The organism is Ramlibacter sp. Leaf400 (assembly GCF_001424545.1).
Taxonomy (GTDB): domain Bacteria; phylum Pseudomonadota; class Gammaproteobacteria; order Burkholderiales; family Burkholderiaceae_C; genus Ramlibacter.
This window is the reverse complement of the sequence record NZ_LMQL01000006.1, coordinates 10,714-26,710: the sequence shown is the minus strand read 5'-3', so window position 1 is coordinate 26,710 and position 15,997 is coordinate 10,714. Positions and strand designations below refer to the sequence as shown.

Here is a 15,997-nt window from a genome sequence, read left to right as displayed (position 1 = left end):
AAAATTTGTTAAACAGCGGCGGCCCCGGACACGATCTCCGAAAGCTCCTTCGTGATCGCGGCCTGGCGCGTCTTGTTGTAGACCAGCTTGAGCTCGGAGATGAGGTTGCCGGCGTTGTCCGTGGCGGCCTTCATGGCCACCATGCGGGCGGACTGCTCGGACGCCATGTTCTCGGCGACCGCCTGGTACACCAGCGCCTCGACGTAGCGCAGCAGCAGGTCGTCGATGACGGTCTGCGCGTCCGGCTCGTAGATGTAGTCCCAGCCCGGCTCGTTGCCGGCGGCCTTTGACTCGGCCTGCATCTTGGCGGCCGACAGGGGCAGCAGCTGTTCGACCACCGGCTCCTGCCGCATGGTGTTCACGAACTTGGTGTACGCGATGTACACGGCGTTTAGCTTGCCCTGCGCGTACTGGTCCAGCAGCACCTTGACGGGGCCGATCAGGCGCTCGAGGTGCGGCGTGTCGCCCAGCTGGGTGACATGCGACACCACCTGCGCGCCGATGCGGTTCAGGAAGCCGAAGCCCTTGTTGCCGATCGCCACCGTCTGCACCGCACGGCCTTCGCCCTGCAGGTCGCGGATCTTCTGGGTGACCGCGCGCAGCACGTTGGTGTTGAGACCGCCGCACAGGCCCTTGTCGGTGGAGACGACGATCAGGCCGGTGGCCTTCACGTCGTTCGTCTTCATGAACGCGTGCGTGTACTCGGGATTGGCCTTGCCGAGGTTGGCGGCGATGTTGCGCACCTTCTCGCTGTAAGGCCGGGCCGAGCGCATGCGTTCCTGCGCCTTGCGCATCTTGGAGGCGGCGACCATCTCCATGGCCTTGGTGATCTTCTTGGTGTTCTCCACCGATTTGATCTTGCCGCGAATTTCCTTGCCTGCAGCCATTGCCGTTCCTTGTGTGGTGGGCCCGGGCCTTTAGGCGAAGGTCTTCTTGAAGGCTTCGATGGCGGACGCGAGTTCGCCTTCGGAATCCTTGTCCAGCGCCTTGTTGGCTTCCAGCTTCTGGATGAGGGCGGAGTTCTTGTCCTTCAGCCAGGCGTGCAGGCCGGATTCGAACGAGAGCACCTTCTTGACGTCGATGTCGTCGAAGTAGCCCTTGTTCACCGCGAACAGCGAAGCGGCCATCAGCGAGATGGGCAGCGGGCTGTACTGCGGCTGCTTGAGCAGCTCGGTCACGCGGGCACCGCGGTCCAGCTGCTTGCGGGTGGCGGCGTCCAGGTCGGAGGCGAACTGCGCGAAGGCGGCCAGCTCACGGTACTGCGCCAGGTCGGTACGGATACCGCCGGACAGGCCCTTGATCAGCTTGGTCTGCGCGGCGCCGCCCACTCGCGACACCGAGATGCCCGCGTTGATGGCGGGACGGATACCGGCGTTGAACAGCGAGGTCTCCAGGAAGATCTGGCCGTCGGTGATCGAGATCACGTTGGTCGGCACGAACGCGGACACGTCGCCGGCCTGCGTCTCGATGATCGGCAGCGCGGTCAGCGAACCGGTCTTGCCCTTGACTTCGCCCTTGGTGAAGGCTTCCACGTAGTCGGCGTTCACGCGCGCGGCGCGCTCCAGCAGGCGGCTGTGGAGATAGAACACGTCGCCGGGGTAGGCTTCGCGGCCCGGCGGGCGGCGCAGCAGCAGCGAGACCTGGCGGTAGGCGACGGCCTGCTTGGACAGGTCGTCATAGATGATCAGCGCGTCCTGGCCGCGGTCGCGGAAGTACTCGCCCATCGTGCAGCCGGAGTACGCGGACACGTACTGCATGGCGGCCGACTCGGAGGCCGACGCGGCGACGACGATGGTGTATTCCATCGCGCCGTTGGCTTCCAGCGCGCGGACGATGTTCTTGATCGTGGACGCCTTCTGCCCGATGGCGACGTACACGCAGATCATGTTCTGACCCTTCTGGTTGATGATCGTGTCGACCGCCACCGCCGACTTGCCGGTCTGGCGGTCGCCGATGATCAGCTCGCGCTGGCCACGGCCGATGGGCACCATGGAGTCGATGGCCTTCAGGCCGGTCTGCACCGGCTGGTCGACCGACTTGCGCGCGATCACGCCCGGGGCGACCTTCTCGATCACGTCCGACAGCTTGGCGTTGATCGGGCCCTTGCCGTCGATCGGTTGGCCGAGGGCGTTGACCACGCGGCCGACCAGTTCGGGGCCGACGGGCACTTCCAGGATGCGGCCCGTGCACTTGACGGTGTCGCCTTCGGAGATGTGCTCGTACTCGCCCAGGATCACCGAGCCGACCGAGTCGCGCTCCAGGTTCAGCGCGAGGCCGAACGTGGGGGTGCCGTCGGCGGTGGGCGGGAACTCCAGCATCTCGCCGGCCATCGCATCGGACAGGCCGTGGATGCGGACGATGCCGTCGGTCACGGAGATGACCGTGCCCTGGTTGCGGATGTCGGCGCTGGCGGCCAGGCCTTCGATCCGGCTCTTGATCAGTTCAGAGATTTCTGCGGGATTGAGCTGCATGACTCGTTCCTTTGTCCTTTGGAGCGGGGACGGCCCTCAGGCCGTCAGCGCGACTTTCATTTGCTCGAGGCGGGCCTTGACCGAGGTGTCCAGCACCTCGTCGCCGACCACCACGCGGATGCCGCCGATGAGGGAGGAGTCCTCCTGCACCGTGAGATTGAGCTTGCGGCCGAAGCGCCGCTCCAGCGTCTGCGCCACCTCGCCCAGGCGGTCGGCCGGGATCGGGAAGGCGCTGTAGACCACCGCATCGGAAGCGCCGCCCTGGGCGTTCTTCATCGCGCGGAACTGCGCGGCGACCTCGGGCAGCGCGGAGAGGCGGCCGTTCTGGATCACGGTGCGCAGGAAGTTCTGCCCGGACTGCGGCAGCGGCTCTCGCACGACGCCGGAGATCAGGTCGAACACCTCGCGGTCGGTGACCTTGGGGTTGCCCGCGAACTGCAGCAGCTGCGCGTTGCCAGCCACGGCGGCCAGCGCGTCCAGCCACTGCGACGTGCCGTTCAGGTCGGCGTGCGCCGACTTGAACAGGGCCTCGGCGTACGGACGGGCGATGGTGGCGAGTTCGGCCATGCGTCGGTCCTTACAGCTCGGTCTTCAGGCGGTTGAGCAGCTCGGCGTGGACGCCGGCGTTCACTTCCTTGCGCAGGATCTGCTCGGCGCCCTTGACGGCCAGCGCGGCGACCTGCTCGCGCAGCGCCTCGCGGGCCTGCACGGTCTGCTGCTCGGCTTCGGCGCGGGCGGCCACGACGATCTTGTTGCCTTCCTCGCTGGCGCGGGCCTTGGCCTCTTCGATGATGCCCTGGGCGCGGCGCTCGGCATCGGACAGCAGGGCGGCGATCTGGTTGCGCGACCGTGCCAGTTCCTCGTCGACCTTGGCGTTGGCGGCGGCCAGTTCCGACTTGGCGCGATCCGCGGCAGCCAGACCCTCGGAGATCTTGGCGGCACGCTCGTCGAGCGCGGCGGCGATCGGCGGCCACACGTACTTCATCGTGAACCCGACCAGGATCAGGAACACGATGACTTGAATGATGAGGGTACCGGTGATGCTCACTGTTTCATCCTTGACCCCGGCGCGCTGAGGGCACCGGGGAAATCTGGGAGAAAGAAGGATGCGTGCCGATTACTTCGGCAGGTTGGCCAGCTGGCCCAGGAACGGGTTGGCGGTGGCGAACCACAGCGCGATACCCGTGCCGATGATGAAGGCCGCGTCGATCAGGCCGGCCAGCAGGAACATCTTGGTCTGCAGCTCGTTCATCAGCTCGGGCTGGCGGGCAGCGGCTTCGAGGTACTTGCTGCCCATGATGCCGATGCCGATGCAGGCGCCGATGGCACCGAGGCCGATGATCAGGCCGGCGGCCAGGGCGACAAAGCTGATAACTTCCATGATTGCTCCTAAGGACTTGGGGGTTAGCGGAAAGGGAAAAGGGGAAAACCGGATCAGTGCGCGTCGTGGGCCTGGCCCACGTAGACCAGCGTCAGCATCATGAAGACGAAGGCCTGCAGCGTGATGATCAGGATGTGGAAGATGGCCCACGCGGAACCCGCGATGATGTGGCCGATCGCCAGGCCGATGCCGGTGGCAGTCAGCGACCAGGCGCCGCCCATCAGGGCGATCAGCAGGAAGATCAGTTCGCCGGCGTACATGTTGCCGAACAGTCGCATGCCGTGCGAGACGGTCTTGGCGACGAACTCGATGATCTGCATCAGGAAGTTGAAGGGCCACAGCAGCGGATGGCTGCCGAACGGCGCGGTGAACAGCTCGTGGATCCAGCCGCCCAGGCCCTTGATCTTCACGTTGTAGTACAGGCAGACCAGCAGCACGGCGAGCGACAGGCCCATCGTGACGGAGAGGTCGGCGGTGGGCACGACGCGCATGTAGGCGTGGTGCGGGTCGTGGCCGGCGGCGCCATAGAGGCGGGCCCACACCTCGGGGATCAGGTCCACGGGCAGCAGGTCCATCGCGTTCATCACGAAGATCCAGACGAACACCGTCAGCGCCAGCGGGGCCACGAACTTGCGGCTGGTGGCGTTGTGCACGATGCCCTTGGCTTGCGAGTCGACCATCTCCACCAGGATCTCCACCGCCGCCTGGAAGCGGCCGGGGACGCCCGACGTCGCCTTGCGCGCGGCCTTCCACAGCAGCAGGCACACGATCACGCCCAGAGAGATCGCCCAGAACAGCGAGTCCCAGTTGAAGACCGTGAAGTCGACGACGTTCTTGGGCGGATGGTTCTGCAGGAAGGTCAGGTGGTGGACGATGTACTCGCCAGCGGTCGGTCCGTGTTCGGCAGCCATGTTGTCTTGAGCCCGTTTCTTCCTAGTTCACTTCGACGCGCGCTTTCGCGGCGCGAACGCCAGCGCAATCCAATACACCTTCATCGCGAGCACCAGCCCCACCAGCAATGCCGGCCAGCTGAGACCACTCACCAGCCTCGGCGCGGCCATCATCATGGCCACCGTCAAGGCGATCTTGACCATCTCCCACAGCAGGAACCCGAAGGCCGCCGTGCCGGCGTTGAGCGAGGAGAACCGGCTGGTCATGCCTCGCGCCATGACGGCCGCGGGGATCACCACGGCCAGCGCGCCATAACCGGCGGACCACCCAACGCTTGCCTTGCCGGTGATGGCCCAGGCCACGAGTGCCGCGGCCAGTCCCACCACCACCTGCCCCCCGACCACCCGCCAGGGGGAAACCGGCGGGTGCTGTTCGCGCAGCTTTCGCGCCTCTTCGGCGCTCAGCGGCTTGACGGGGGGTTGCTCGTCCTCCGACGCTTCAGGAAGCGGGGCGACTGTTTTTCTCATCCGGACGGCCCCGCTTTCGGCCCTGAAATTTCACAAAGCCACTGATTATAAGTAGAAACCACGAGCCTGAAACGAGGGCGACAATCGACGCCATGAACGACACCGCCCACCTGCCCGACCTGCCCTGCTACCTGAACGGCGAATTCACCCCGCTGCGCGACGCGCGCGTGAGCGTGCTGGACCGCGGCTTCATCTTCGGCGACGGCGTGTACGAGGTGGTCCCGGTCTACCGTGGCCGGCCGTTCCGCTTCGCCGAGCACATGGCGCGGCTGGACCGCAGCCTGGGCGAGCTGCGCATCGCCAACCCGATGCCACACGGGAAGTGGCGCGAGCTGGTGCAGGAGCTGGTGGACCGCTACGCGCGGGCCAAGGGCAAGCCCGCGGCGCAGACGGACCAGATCGTCTACCTGCAGGTCACCCGTGGCGTCGCCATCCGCGACCACGTCATGCCCGAGGGCATCACGCCCACGGTGTTCGCCATGACCAACCAGCTCTACCTCTACCCGGACGAGGTGCGCGCCCGTGGCGTGGCGTGCGTGACGGCCGACGACTTCCGCTGGAAGAAGGGCCACGTCAAGAGCATCAGCCTGGCCGGCGCGGTGCTGGCCCGCCAGCTGAGCGCCGACGAGGATGCGGCCGAGACCGTGATGTTCCGCGACGGCTTCCTCACCGAAGGCTCGGGCTCCAACATCTGGGTGGTCAAGGACGGCCAGGTGCTGGGCGCGCCCCGCGACAACCTGGTGCTGGAAGGCATCCGCTATGGCCTGCTCGAAGAGCTGTGCCAGCAGCAGGGCATCCCGTTCGCCCTGCGCCGCGTGTCGCGCGATGAGGTGCTGGCTGCCGACGAGATCCTGGTCTCCTCGGCCACCAAGGAAGTGCTGCCCTGCACCACGCTGGACGGCAAGCCGGTTGGAAATGGCCGGCCGGGCCCCATCTACCAGAAGCTCTACGCCGCCTACCAGCAGGCCAAACAGGCTTCCTGAACCAGAACCATGACCGCTCCCACGCCCGATCCCGCCACCGACCCGCGCAAGGATTCGCTCATCGAGTACCCGTCGCAGTTCCCGATCAAGGTGATGGGGACCAAGGCCGAGGGCTTCGTCCACGCCGTGACGTCGATCGCCAAGCAGTTCGACCCGAACTTCGACGCCTCCACCGTCGAGCTTCGCGACAGCAAGGCGGGCAACTACCTGGGCATCACCATCACCATCACCGCCACCAGCCGCGAGCAGCTCGACGAGCTGTACCGCACGCTGTCGACCCATCCGATGGTGAAGGTCGTCTTGTAGGCCGCGGCATGCAGCTGCGCCTGCTCGGCCGGCTCGACTACGAGCCCACCTACCGCGCCATGCAGGAGTTCACCGCCACGCGCGGCGAGGACACCCCCGATGAGCTCTGGCTCTGCGAGCACCCGCCGGTCTTCACCCAGGGCCTGGCGGGCAAGGCCGAGCATGTGCTGTCGCCGGGCGACATCCCGGTCGTGGCCACCAACCGCGGCGGACAGGTCACCTACCACGGGCCCGGCCAGGTGGTCGCCTACCCGCTCATCGACCTGCGGCGGCGCGGGTACTTCGTCAAGGAATACGTCTACCGGCTGGAGGAAGCGGTCGTCCGCACGCTGGCCGAGTTCGGCGTGACCGGGCACCGCGTGGCCGGCGCGCCGGGCATCTACGTGCGGCTGGCTGATCCTTTCTCGCACCAGGCCCTGCAGGGGCCGCGCGAGCCGGGCCACGAGTTCGACGGCCTGGGCAAGATCGCGGCGCTGGGCGTGAAGGTGAGCCGGCACTGCACCTACCACGGCCTGGCGCTGAACGTGGCGATGGACCTGGAGCCCTTCTCGCGCATCCACCCTTGCGGCTACGCCGGGCTGGAAACGACCGACCTTTCTACAATCGGCGTCTCCACTCCCTGGAACGAAGCGGCGCGGGTGCTGGGCCAGAAGCTCGGCGCCCTCCTGGCCGCCTGAGGACATCCATGAGCTCCACCCCCGTCGTGCGCGAAGCGCAATCCGTCGAGAACTACCAGGCCGGCGCCAAGCAGAAGGCCGCGGCCAAGCTCTCGCGCATCCCCGTCAAGGTGGAGGCGGGCGAGGTGCTCAAGAAGCCCGACTGGATCCGCGTGCGGGCCGGCTCGCCCACCACGCGCTTCTACGAGATCAAGCAGATCCTGCGCGAGAGCAACCTGCACACGGTCTGCGAGGAAGCCTCCTGCCCCAACATCGGCGAATGCTTCGGCAAGGGCACGGCCACCTTCATGATCATGGGCGACAAGTGCACGCGCCGCTGCCCGTTCTGCGACGTCGGCCACGGCCGCCCCGACCCGCTGGACGTGAACGAGCCGGAGAACCTGGCGCGCACCATCGCCCGCCTCAAGCTCAAGTACGTGGTGATCACCAGCGTGGACCGCGACGACCTGCGCGACGGCGGCGCCGGCCACTTCGTCGAGTGCATCCGCAAGACGCGCGAACTCTCGCCCGGCACCACCATCGAGGTGCTGGTGCCCGACTTCCGTGGCCGCGACGACCGCGCGCTGGAGATTCTCAAGGCGGCGCCGCCGGACGTGATGAACCACAACCTGGAGACCATCCCGCGCCTGTACAAGGAAGCGCGGCCGGGCTCCGACTACCGGTTCAGCCTCAACCTGCTGAAGAAGTTCAAGGCCCTGTTCCCGCACGTGCCCACCAAGAGCGGCCTGATGGTCGGCCTGGGTGAGACCGACGAGGAGATCCTCGACGTGATGCGCGACATGCGCGAGCACGGCATCGACATGCTCACCATCGGCCAGTACCTCGCGCCCACGATGTCGCACCTGCCGGTGCGCCGCTACGTCCATCCGGACACCTTCAAGATGTTCGAGGCCAAGGCCGGCGAAATGGGATTCAGCCACGCCGCGGTGGGCGCGATGGTGCGCTCCAGCTACCACGCCGACCAGCAGGCGCACGCGGCCGGCGTCGCCTCGGCCTGATCCACGGTCGGGGCCGCCGAAGGGCAGCCGCCGAGGCGTCCGCTCAAGCTCCACCCATGCCTGCCGCCAACCTCTACGCCCTGGGCGCGATCGCCCTGTGGGCCGGCCTCGCCTCGCTGGGAACCGCGCTCGCGCACCTGCCGCCCTTCCTGCTCACCGGCATCGCCCTCGTGATCGGCAGCGTGCCGGCCTGGCCGCTGCTGCGGCAGTGGAAGGTGCCGCCCGCCACGCTGGCCCTGGGCATCTGCGGCCTGTTCGGCTACCACTTCCTGCTGTTCATCGCGCTGCGCGTCGCGCCGCCGGTCGAGGCCAACCTGGTCAACTACCTGTGGCCGCTGTTCATCGTGGTGCTGGCCCCGGTGTTCCTGCCGGGGATGTCGCTGCGGACGGGACACGTGCTCGGGGCGCTGCTGGGATTCGCAGGCGCCGCCATCGCCATCCTGGGGGCGGGGAGCGCTTCCGGTGCCTGGTCGTGGGGGTACCTGCCGGCACTCGGCGCCGCCTTCATCTGGGCCAGCTACTCGCTGCTCACGCGCCGGGTGGCGGCGTTCCCCACCGCGGCCATCGGCCTGTTCGGCCTCGTCTCCGGCCTGCTGTCGCTCGCGTGCCACGTGTTGCTGGAAGCGCCCGCCACGATCAGCGCCACCGACTGGGTACTGCTCGTGGTGATGGGCCTGGGTCCCCTGGGCGCGGCCTTCTTCCTGTGGGACCGCGCGCTCAAGCTCGGCGATGCGCGGCAGATCGGCGTGCTGAGCTACATCACGCCGCTGGTCTCGACCGCCCTGCTGCTGCTGGTGACCGGCCGCGGCCTCAGCTGGAACATCGCGCTCGCGGCCGCGCTGATCGTGGGCGGCGCGGTGCTGGGCACCCGCACGCGCGAAGCGCCCGCACAGGCGCGCACCGCCGCCTGATCTCAGTCATTGAGCGCTGTCGCGGCAATGCCGCGGCGCTGCGCGTGCCGGACGTGCGCGCACGCCGGTTGCGCGCCTGCGCGCGGCCGCTTGGGGGACAGTCCTACAGGGGCGGCGCGAACCTTCCGCCAGAGTCGGCGCTCGGCAGCCCCACGAATCCCCAGAACGACCAACCATGGCCGACAGCGCCGAGACTCCGACACCCCATGCCCGACGCGGCTGGGTGCGGCGGCATCCCTGGTGGACCTCGGCGATGGTCCTCTTGCTGCTGGCCCTGCTCCCTGTCTTCCTCGCCGCCTGGTACTTGATGACGCAGGTGCCGGCCACACCCGTCATCGGCAACCTCAAGCGCCAGCAGGCCGAGCATCCCAGCGTGCTGCTGACCTCCGACGGGCAGGAGCTCGCGGTGTACCGCAAGACCAACCGGCAGTGGGTGCCGCTGGAAGGCATCTCGCCCCACGTGCTGGCCGCGCTGCTCGCGGTCGAGGACCAGCGCTTCTACGAGCATCGGGGCCTGGACCTGCGCCGCACGGTCGCGGCCGCGTGGAACACTTTCCAGGGGCGGCTTCAGGGCGGCTCCACCATCACGCAGCAGCTCGCGCGCAACCTCTATCCCGAAGAGATCGGCCGCGCCCCGACACTCGAGCGCAAGGTCAAGGAAGCGATCACCGCGCTGAAGATCGAGCGGGCCTACGGCAAGGACGAGATCCTGGAGATCTACCTCAACACCGTGCCCTTTCTCTACAACACGTACGGCATCGAGATGGCCGCGCGCACCTACTTCGACAAGAACGCGCGCGACCTCGACGTGCTGGAGAGCGCGACGCTGGTGGGCATGCTCAAGGGCACGACCTACTACAACCCGGTGCTCAACCCGCAGCGGGCCCAGCAGCGCCGCAACATCGTGCTGGCCCAGCTGGCGCGCCACGGCAAGCTGGAGCAGGCGCAGCTCGACCAGTTGCGCGGCCAGCCGCTGCAGCTGAACTTCGAGCGCCAGGACGAGCAGCCCGGCCCGGCGCCGCACCTGGCGGTGCTGATGCGCCGCTGGCTGATCGACTGGGCCGACCGCAACGGCCGCAACGTCTACGCCGACGGACTGGTGGTGCGCACCACCATCGATTCGCGCGCGCAGGCGATGGCGCAGGCGGCGCTCAGCGCGCAGACCGAGCGCCTGCAAAAGCTCGCCGACACCACGTGGAACGGTCGCCAGGGCTGGAACGCGCGCCGCGATCTGGTCGATGCATTCCTTCGCGAGACACAGCAGTTCCAGGCCGCGCGCACCGCCGGGATGTCCGATGTCGAAGCTCTGGCCAAGTTGCGTTCCGACGCCACCTTCATGCAGGCGCTGCGCGCGGACAAGACCCGCCTGCAGGCTGGCCTGGTGGCAATGGAACCCGGCACCGGCTACGTCCGGGCGTGGGTCGGCAGCCGCGACTTCTCGCAAGACCAGTTCGACCACGTGCAGCAGGCCCGGCGCCAGCCCGGTTCGACCTTCAAGCCCTTTGTCTATGGCGCGGCCTTCGCGCTGGGGGCGCGCCCCAGCGACCAGCTGATCGACCAGCCCATCGACATCCCGGACGGCCAGGGCCGCATCTGGCGGCCGACCGACGCCGGCCAGCCCACGGGCGAGCCGATGGCGCTGCGCGACGCGCTCGCGCTGTCCAGGAACACCATCACCGCGCAGCTGATGCAGTACGTGGGCGCGCCCAAGGTGGCGCAGCTCGCGCAGGCCATGGGCGTGCGCGACAGCCGGCTGGAAGAAGTGCCCTCGATCGGCCTGGGCACCAGCCTGGTGACGCTGCGCGAGATGGCGGCCGCCTACGCGACCATCGCCAACGCCGGCCAGTACGTGGCGCCGGCCCTGGTGCTGCAGGTGGAAGACCGCAGCGGCAAGGTGCTGGAAGCCTTCCGCCCCGCCGCGCCGGAGCCGGCGCTGGACCCGGCCGCCAATGCCGTGCTGCTGGACGCCCTGCGCGCCGCCATCGACCGCGGCACCGGGGCGCCGATCCGCAGCCGCTACCGCCTGCAGGGCGAGCTGGCCGGCAAGACCGGCACCACGCAGGAGAACACCGACGGCTGGTTCATCCTGGCCCATCCGCGGCTGGTGACGGGCGCCTGGGTCGGCTTCAACGACAGCCGCATCACCATGCAGGACCCCTGGGGCCAGGGCGCCCGCAGCGCGCTGCCGATGGTCGGTGAATTCATGCAGGGCCTGGTCAAGGCGAAGCTGGTCGACCCGAAGGCGAAGTTCCCCAAGGCACCCGAGCCACCGCTGCAGCAGGACGCCGGCGCCGGCTGGGGCACGCTGTTCCCGCCGCCGCCCGAACTGCTGGAGCCGCCGGCGCCGGCCGCGACCGTGCCGTCGATGCCGTTGCCGGCCGAGTACGGCGTCAACGTGGGCGGGGGGACGCTGGGATTTCCTTCGCAACCGGCCATCGTGGTGGCGCCTCCGCGTGCGGGCGGGCCACCGCCCGAGGTGCTGGCGCTGCCGCCGCAACGAGCCATCGTGGTGGCGCCGCCGCGCGGCGAGTTGAGCGGCGCCGGGCCCGCACAGCTCCTGCCGACCCCGGGCAGCGCCGGGCCCGGCTACTGACCGAGCAGCTTGCCCGGGTCTTCGGCCGCCAGCACTTCCTGCGCCCAGCCTTCCAGCCGCCGCGTGTCGGCGCGAAGCACTTCCTGCTTGACCGCCAGGATCTGGGCCGGATGCATGGAGAAGCTGCGCAGGCCCAGGCCGAGCAGCAGCCGGGTGAAGCCGATGTCGCCCGCCATCTCGCCGCACACGCTGACGCCCTTGCCCTGCGCGTTGCACTCGGCGATGGTCTGCGCCACCAGTTGCAGCACGGCGGGATGCAGCGGGTCGTACAGGTGGGCCACCGATTCGTCGGCGCGGTCGATCGCCAGCGTGTACTGAATCAGGTCGTTGGTGCCGATGGACAGGAAGTCGAAGTAGCGCAGGAAGGTGCGCAGCGTCAGCGCCGCCGCCGGGATCTCGATCATGGCGCCCACCTGCATCGAGCCGTAGGCCACGCCGCGGTTGTCCAGCTCGGCGCGCGCGAAGTCCAGCAGCGAGAGCGTCTGCCGGATCTCGGAGGCATGGGCCAGCATCGGGATCAGCAGGTTGACCTTGCCGTGGGCGGCCGCGCGCAGCACGGCGCGCAGCTGGGTGAGGAACATCGCCGGGTCGGCCAGGCTCCAGCGGATGGCGCGCAGCCCCAGCGCCGGGTTGAGGTGGGCCTCCTCGCGGTGCCCGTCGTCCAGCGGCTTGTCAGCGCCGACGTCGATGGTGCGGATGGTCACCGGCAGGCCTTGCATGCCCTCGACCGCGCGCCGGTACGCCTCGTACTGCTCGTCCTCGTCGGGCAACCGGCCCTTGCGGTTCATGAACAGGAACTCGCTGCGGAACAGGCCCACGCCCACGGCGCCGGCTTCCAGCGCCGCCGGCGCGTCCTCGGGCATCTCGATGTTGGCCAGCAGCTCGACCTTGAGGCCGTCGATCGTGACGGCGGGCGTGTGGCGCAGCCGCGCGAGGCGGCCGCGTTCGAGCTCGGCCTGGCGCTGCTTGAAGCCGTACTCGGCCAGGATGATGGGCGAGGGGTCGACGATCAGCACGCCGTCGTCGCCGTCGATGATCACCCAGTCGTCCTGGCGCACCAGCTGGCTGGCGCTGCGCGCGCCCACCACCGCCGGGATGTCCATGCTGCGGGCCACGATCGCGGTGTGCGAGTTGCGCCCGCCCACGTCGGTGACGAAACCGGCGAAGACGCTCTGCTTGAACTGCAGCATGTCGGCCGGCGACAGGTCGTGGGCCACCAGCACCAGCGGCACGTCGACGCTGTCGTCCAGCAGCAGGTCCTGCTGGGTCTTGCGGCGCGGCGTGGGCGCCACCGGCGAGGCCACGCCCTTCATGTAGCGCAGGATGCGTTCGGCCACCTGCTCGAGGTCGGCCTTGCGCTCGCGAAGGTACTCGTCCTCCATCTCGTCGAACTGGCGCGAGAGCTGCTCCAGCTGCGTGGTCAGCGCCCATTCCGCGTTGTAGAGGCGCTCGCGGATCCAGTGCTTGACGCCGGTGATCAGGTCCTCGTCCTGCAGCAGCATCAGGTGCACGTCCAGCAGCGCGGACAGCTCGTGCGGCGCCTCCTTGCCCATGGCCGAGATGGTGTGCTGCAGCCGGTGGATCTCCTCGATCACCGCGTTGCGGCCCTCGCGCACCCGGGCGATCTCGGCGTCGACCTGCGCCGGGTCGATGAAGTAGTGCGCCACGTCCACGCGCCCGCCCATCAGCACCGCGCGGCCGATGGCGATGCCGCGGGCGACGGGGAGGCCGTGGATGGAGAAGGTCACTCGCCTTCCCCGAACTTGTCGTGGATCAACGCCAGAAGAGCGTTCATGGCTTCCTGCTCCCGGTCGCCTTCCGTCTCGATCACCACTTCGCTGCCGACGCCGGCGGCCAGCATCATCACGCCCATGATGCTCTTGGCGTTGACGCGGCGCTCGCCCTTGGACATCCAGACCTCGCAGGGATAGCTGCCGGCCAGCTTGGTCAGCTTGGCCGAGGCGCGGGCATGCAGGCCCAGCTTATTGCTGATGGTCGTGCTCGTCTTGATCATGGCTGCGGCGGGGCTGGTTCTGCGGCGCGGTGACGGCCACCTGCATCACGCCCTGGGTGCCGCCGACGACGGCGCGCGACACCAGCGCGTCCAGCGGCTCATGGCGGTAGCTCACCGTGCGCAGCAGCATCGGCAGGTTGACGCCGGTGATCAGGCGCGAGGTGACGCCGTCCACCAGCTTCTGCGCCACGTTGCTCGGCGTGGCCCCGAAGATGTCGGTGAGGACCAGCACGCCCTTGACGCCGGGCGGCTGCGTGAGCTGCGCCATCGCGATGCGGGCCGTGGCCAGGGTCTCTTCCGGCGAGAGGTTGGGCTGCACGTCGATGGCCGCGACAGCGGACGCGCAATCCGGGAACACATGCAGCGCGCACTGGCGCAGCGCGTGCGCGAGCGGGGCATGGCCGATGATCAGGATCGCGTTCATGGCGAGGCGGGGCGGGGCTGAGTTCGATTATCGCGGCTCCCCAGCAGGAACCAGGCATACGACGCCGCACTCAGGGCCAGGAAGACGGTGAATGCGCCACGGAAGGCGGCCACTTCCGCCCAGCCCAGCGCCCGGAAGCCGTCCACCAGCAGCCCGATGCCCCACTGCATCACGAACACGCCCAGGAAGATGACCAGGTTGTAGGCCGACAGGGCGCGCCCGGCCAGCGCCGTGGGGAAGGCCATGCCGACCGCCGGCTGGGCCAGCGAGACGAAGGTGGACGACACGCAGAAGAGCGCCAGCGCCAGGGGACCGGCCGCCGGGCCGGCCACGACGATGCCGGCCAGCGCCACCACGCTCAGGGGCGTGCCCCAGGCGATCAGCCGGTCGGTCGTGATGCCCCGCCGCGCCAGCATCGGGTTGACCATGCCCCAGGTCCAGAACGTCACCAGCATGCACAGGTTGATCGTGAACAGGCCCGCGGCCGATTCCATGGGCTGGTAGCCGGCCACGCGCACCATCCACGGCCCGGCCCAGAGGGTCTGCACGGCGATCATTCCGCCGTAGGTGAAGAAGCCGATCGGCGTCATGCGGCGGAAGTAGGGATCGCGCCAGACCTGCTCGTACGACCCGCCCGGCGCGGCCGCGGCCTCGGGCGCCGTCTCCCAGTGCGGCACGCGCCAGGCGATCAGGACCATGGACAGCGCGATCAGCGCGGCCAGCCCCCAGAACAGCGGCCGCCAGCCGAACAGCGGCACCAGCCACTGCACCGGCAGCGTGGAGGCCAGCATGCCGAACGAGCCGGTCATCAGCATCCAGGAGTTGGCGCGCAGCTGCGTGCCCGGCTCCAGCCAGCGGCGAAAGCCGGTGAGCGGCGCCATCAGGCAGGCGCTGACGCCCACGCCGCACAGCACGCGCGCCGCCAGCAGGGCCGGGAAACTGGTGGCCAGCGAGAAGGCCACGCAGCCCGCCACGGCGACCAGCAGGAAGGCCAGGATGACCTTTTTGGGCCCGTGCCGGTCGAGCCAGTTGCCCAGCGGCAGCTGGGTGGCCGCGAAGCCGAAGAAGTAGCCGCCGGCCAGGAGGCCCAGGTCGCGCGCGCTTAGCGCGAATTCCGGCGTGAGCGTCGGGGCCAGCGTGGCCGTGACGGCACGCACCAGCGCCGAGAAGAAGTACGCGAACGCGAACGCCAGGAAGACCAGGACGGCGTCGCGGCGGGACAGCAGGTCCGGGGCGGAGGCGGAAGCCTGCACGCGCGGGGCGTCCGGACGGCTCATGGGAACTTCAGGCCTTCGAAGAAAGGCTGCAGCGTGTCGGGCCTGGGATCGCTGGCATAGACCACCGCCTGGTAGACGTGGCGGCCGCGCGCGAAGTAGGCGGCCTCGCCGCGCACCGGCGTGCCGTCGGCGCGGCGGCCCTGCGCGCTCACGCGCTGGGACGAGGACAGCGGATCGGCGCCGGGCGGCACGAAGGCACGGGCCTGGGAGCCTTCGGCCTTCATGTTGGCCAGCGTGGCACGGTTCCACTGGGCCAGGACCTCGTCGGGCCGGGGCGGCTCGCCCAGCTCGGCCTGCAGGATGGCGAAGGTGGCGCCGCCGGTGTCGCAGCCGAGCACCGACAGCTCGACTTCGCCCGCACCCATGGGCACGCGCCGCGACGCCTTGTCCGGCTTGCACGGCAGCATCGCTTTCAGGCCTGAAGGGTCGGCGCGGACCTCGCGCCAGTTGAAGGTGGGGCTGCAGCCGGTGGCCGCCGCCGCCAGCAGCAGGAGTGCTGCACGGGAACGGTGCATCGTCCGATCATACGGTTCCATCGGAGGAG

18 protein-coding genes are annotated in these 15,997 nt (G+C 69.0%); 6 read left to right on the top strand and 12 right to left on the bottom strand.

What is annotated here, in order from left to right; translation table 11 throughout:
* Positions 1 to 8 precede the first annotated feature (8 nt).
* The 7 genes from atpG to ASG30_RS05560 form a co-directional block, all read right to left on the bottom strand.
* On the bottom strand, positions 9 to 887 hold the full coding sequence (gene atpG, locus ASG30_RS05590; protein WP_055893855.1) for a F0F1 ATP synthase subunit gamma: 879 nt from the start codon (positions 885 to 887) through the stop codon (positions 9 to 11).
* Positions 888 to 917: 30 nt separating this feature from the next.
* Positions 918 to 2,471: a F0F1 ATP synthase subunit alpha gene (atpA, locus tag ASG30_RS05585; protein ID WP_055893853.1), complete on the bottom strand. Its 1,554-nt coding sequence runs from the start codon at positions 2,469 to 2,471 to the stop codon at positions 918 to 920.
* A gap of 36 nt (positions 2,472 to 2,507) precedes the next feature.
* On the bottom strand, positions 2,508 to 3,038 hold the full coding sequence (locus ASG30_RS05580; protein WP_055893851.1) for a F0F1 ATP synthase subunit delta: 531 nt from the start codon (positions 3,036 to 3,038) through the stop codon (positions 2,508 to 2,510).
* A 10-nt stretch (positions 3,039 to 3,048) separates the two neighbouring features.
* Complete coding sequence (locus tag ASG30_RS05575; protein ID WP_055893849.1) at positions 3,049 to 3,519, bottom strand: F0F1 ATP synthase subunit B; 471 nt, start codon at positions 3,517 to 3,519, stop codon at positions 3,049 to 3,051.
* A 69-nt stretch (positions 3,520 to 3,588) separates the two neighbouring features.
* Positions 3,589 to 3,852 carry a F0F1 ATP synthase subunit C gene (atpE, locus tag ASG30_RS05570; protein WP_055893848.1) on the bottom strand — a complete coding sequence of 88 codons (264 nt, stop codon included), beginning with the start codon at positions 3,850 to 3,852 and terminating at the stop codon, positions 3,589 to 3,591.
* Between the two features lie 53 nt (positions 3,853 to 3,905).
* Positions 3,906 to 4,763 (bottom strand): F0F1 ATP synthase subunit A, encoded by an 858-nt coding sequence (gene atpB, locus ASG30_RS05565; protein ID WP_055893846.1) that lies wholly within the window; start codon positions 4,761 to 4,763, stop codon positions 3,906 to 3,908.
* 27 nt (positions 4,764 to 4,790) lie between these two features.
* A complete protein-coding gene (locus tag ASG30_RS05560) occupies positions 4,791 to 5,270 on the bottom strand; it encodes an ATP synthase subunit I (RefSeq protein ID WP_055893844.1) in 480 nt (159 codons plus the stop codon).
* 92 nt (positions 5,271 to 5,362) lie between these two features.
* Here ASG30_RS05560 and ASG30_RS05555 point away from each other — a divergent pair, with 92 nt between their 5' ends.
* The 6 genes from ASG30_RS05555 to ASG30_RS05530 all read left to right on the top strand — a co-directional run bounded on the left by ASG30_RS05555 (position 5,363) and on the right by ASG30_RS05530 (position 11,738).
* Positions 5,363 to 6,253 (top strand): D-amino acid aminotransferase, encoded by an 891-nt coding sequence (locus ASG30_RS05555; protein WP_055893842.1) that lies wholly within the window; start codon positions 5,363 to 5,365, stop codon positions 6,251 to 6,253.
* Between the two features lie 9 nt (positions 6,254 to 6,262).
* Positions 6,263 to 6,559 carry a YbeD family protein gene (locus ASG30_RS05550; protein ID WP_055893840.1) on the top strand — a complete coding sequence of 99 codons (297 nt, stop codon included), beginning with the start codon at positions 6,263 to 6,265 and terminating at the stop codon, positions 6,557 to 6,559.
* A gap of 8 nt (positions 6,560 to 6,567) precedes the next feature.
* Positions 6,568 to 7,236, top strand: a complete 669-nt coding sequence (gene lipB / locus ASG30_RS05545) for a lipoyl(octanoyl) transferase LipB (RefSeq protein WP_055893838.1) — start codon at positions 6,568 to 6,570, stop codon at positions 7,234 to 7,236.
* 8 nt (positions 7,237 to 7,244) lie between these two features.
* Complete coding sequence (gene lipA / locus ASG30_RS05540) at positions 7,245 to 8,234, top strand: lipoyl synthase (RefSeq protein ID WP_055893836.1); 990 nt, start codon at positions 7,245 to 7,247, stop codon at positions 8,232 to 8,234.
* A 56-nt stretch (positions 8,235 to 8,290) separates the two neighbouring features.
* Positions 8,291 to 9,145, top strand: a complete 855-nt coding sequence (locus ASG30_RS05535) for a DMT family transporter (protein WP_055893834.1) — start codon at positions 8,291 to 8,293, stop codon at positions 9,143 to 9,145.
* Between the two features lie 175 nt (positions 9,146 to 9,320).
* Positions 9,321 to 11,738: a transglycosylase domain-containing protein gene (locus ASG30_RS05530; RefSeq protein WP_082521922.1), complete on the top strand. Its 2,418-nt coding sequence runs from the start codon at positions 9,321 to 9,323 to the stop codon at positions 11,736 to 11,738.
* On the opposite strand, the gene ptsP is transcribed toward ASG30_RS05530, so the two are convergent.
* The 5 genes from ptsP to ASG30_RS05505 are packed head-to-tail and all read right to left on the bottom strand — an operon-like array spanning position 11,732 to position 15,968.
* Entirely contained in the window at positions 11,732 to 13,486 is a 1,755-nt protein-coding gene (gene ptsP / locus ASG30_RS05525; protein ID WP_055893830.1) for a phosphoenolpyruvate--protein phosphotransferase, read from the bottom strand. The genes ASG30_RS05530 and ptsP overlap by 7 nt on opposite strands.
* Positions 13,483 to 13,752: an HPr family phosphocarrier protein gene (locus tag ASG30_RS05520; protein WP_055893828.1), complete on the bottom strand. Its 270-nt coding sequence runs from the start codon at positions 13,750 to 13,752 to the stop codon at positions 13,483 to 13,485. Before ASG30_RS05520 ends, ptsP begins: the two co-directional genes overlap by 4 nt.
* Positions 13,721 to 14,176 (bottom strand): PTS sugar transporter subunit IIA, encoded by a 456-nt coding sequence (locus ASG30_RS05515; protein WP_055893827.1) that lies wholly within the window; start codon positions 14,174 to 14,176, stop codon positions 13,721 to 13,723. The genes ASG30_RS05520 and ASG30_RS05515 overlap by 32 nt, the downstream gene beginning before the upstream one ends.
* A complete protein-coding gene (locus ASG30_RS05510; RefSeq protein ID WP_055893825.1) occupies positions 14,173 to 15,453 on the bottom strand; it encodes an MFS transporter in 1,281 nt (426 codons plus the stop codon). Before ASG30_RS05510 ends, ASG30_RS05515 begins: the two co-directional genes overlap by 4 nt.
* Complete coding sequence (locus ASG30_RS05505; protein ID WP_055893823.1) at positions 15,450 to 15,968, bottom strand: hypothetical protein; 519 nt, start codon at positions 15,966 to 15,968, stop codon at positions 15,450 to 15,452. Before ASG30_RS05505 ends, ASG30_RS05510 begins: the two co-directional genes overlap by 4 nt.
* Positions 15,969 to 15,997 lie beyond the last annotated feature (29 nt).

What these genes read in the sequence shown, in the direction of transcription:
- atpG (WP_055893855.1), bottom strand. Translation starts at nt 887, where the DNA reads ATGGCTGCAGGCAAGGAAATTCGCGGCAAGATCAAATCGGTGGAGAAC.
- ASG30_RS05550 (WP_055893840.1), top strand. Translation starts at nt 6,263, where the DNA reads ATGACCGCTCCCACGCCCGATCCCGCCACCGACCCGCGCAAGGATTCG.
- ASG30_RS05520 (WP_055893828.1), bottom strand. Translation starts at nt 13,752, where the DNA reads ATGATCAAGACGAGCACGACCATCAGCAATAAGCTGGGCCTGCATGCC.
- ASG30_RS05515 (WP_055893827.1), bottom strand. Translation starts at nt 14,176, where the DNA reads ATGAACGCGATCCTGATCATCGGCCATGCCCCGCTCGCGCACGCGCTG.
- ASG30_RS05510 (WP_055893825.1), bottom strand. Translation starts at nt 15,453, where the DNA reads ATGAGCCGTCCGGACGCCCCGCGCGTGCAGGCTTCCGCCTCCGCCCCG.
- atpB (WP_055893846.1), bottom strand. Translation starts at nt 4,763, where the DNA reads ATGGCTGCCGAACACGGACCGACCGCTGGCGAGTACATCGTCCACCAC.
- lipA (WP_055893836.1), top strand. Translation starts at nt 7,245, where the DNA reads ATGAGCTCCACCCCCGTCGTGCGCGAAGCGCAATCCGTCGAGAACTAC.
- ASG30_RS05580 (WP_055893851.1), bottom strand. Translation starts at nt 3,038, where the DNA reads ATGGCCGAACTCGCCACCATCGCCCGTCCGTACGCCGAGGCCCTGTTC.
- ASG30_RS05530 (WP_082521922.1), top strand. Translation starts at nt 9,321, where the DNA reads ATGGCCGACAGCGCCGAGACTCCGACACCCCATGCCCGACGCGGCTGG.
- ASG30_RS05535 (WP_055893834.1), top strand. Translation starts at nt 8,291, where the DNA reads ATGCCTGCCGCCAACCTCTACGCCCTGGGCGCGATCGCCCTGTGGGCC.
- ASG30_RS05560 (WP_055893844.1), bottom strand. Translation starts at nt 5,270, where the DNA reads ATGAGAAAAACAGTCGCCCCGCTTCCTGAAGCGTCGGAGGACGAGCAA.
- atpE (WP_055893848.1), bottom strand. Translation starts at nt 3,852, where the DNA reads ATGGAAGTTATCAGCTTTGTCGCCCTGGCCGCCGGCCTGATCATCGGC.
- lipB (WP_055893838.1), top strand. Translation starts at nt 6,568, where the DNA reads ATGCAGCTGCGCCTGCTCGGCCGGCTCGACTACGAGCCCACCTACCGC.
- ASG30_RS05555 (WP_055893842.1), top strand. Translation starts at nt 5,363, where the DNA reads ATGAACGACACCGCCCACCTGCCCGACCTGCCCTGCTACCTGAACGGC.
- ASG30_RS05505 (WP_055893823.1), bottom strand. Translation starts at nt 15,968, where the DNA reads ATGCACCGTTCCCGTGCAGCACTCCTGCTGCTGGCGGCGGCGGCCACC.
- atpA (WP_055893853.1), bottom strand. Translation starts at nt 2,471, where the DNA reads ATGCAGCTCAATCCCGCAGAAATCTCTGAACTGATCAAGAGCCGGATC.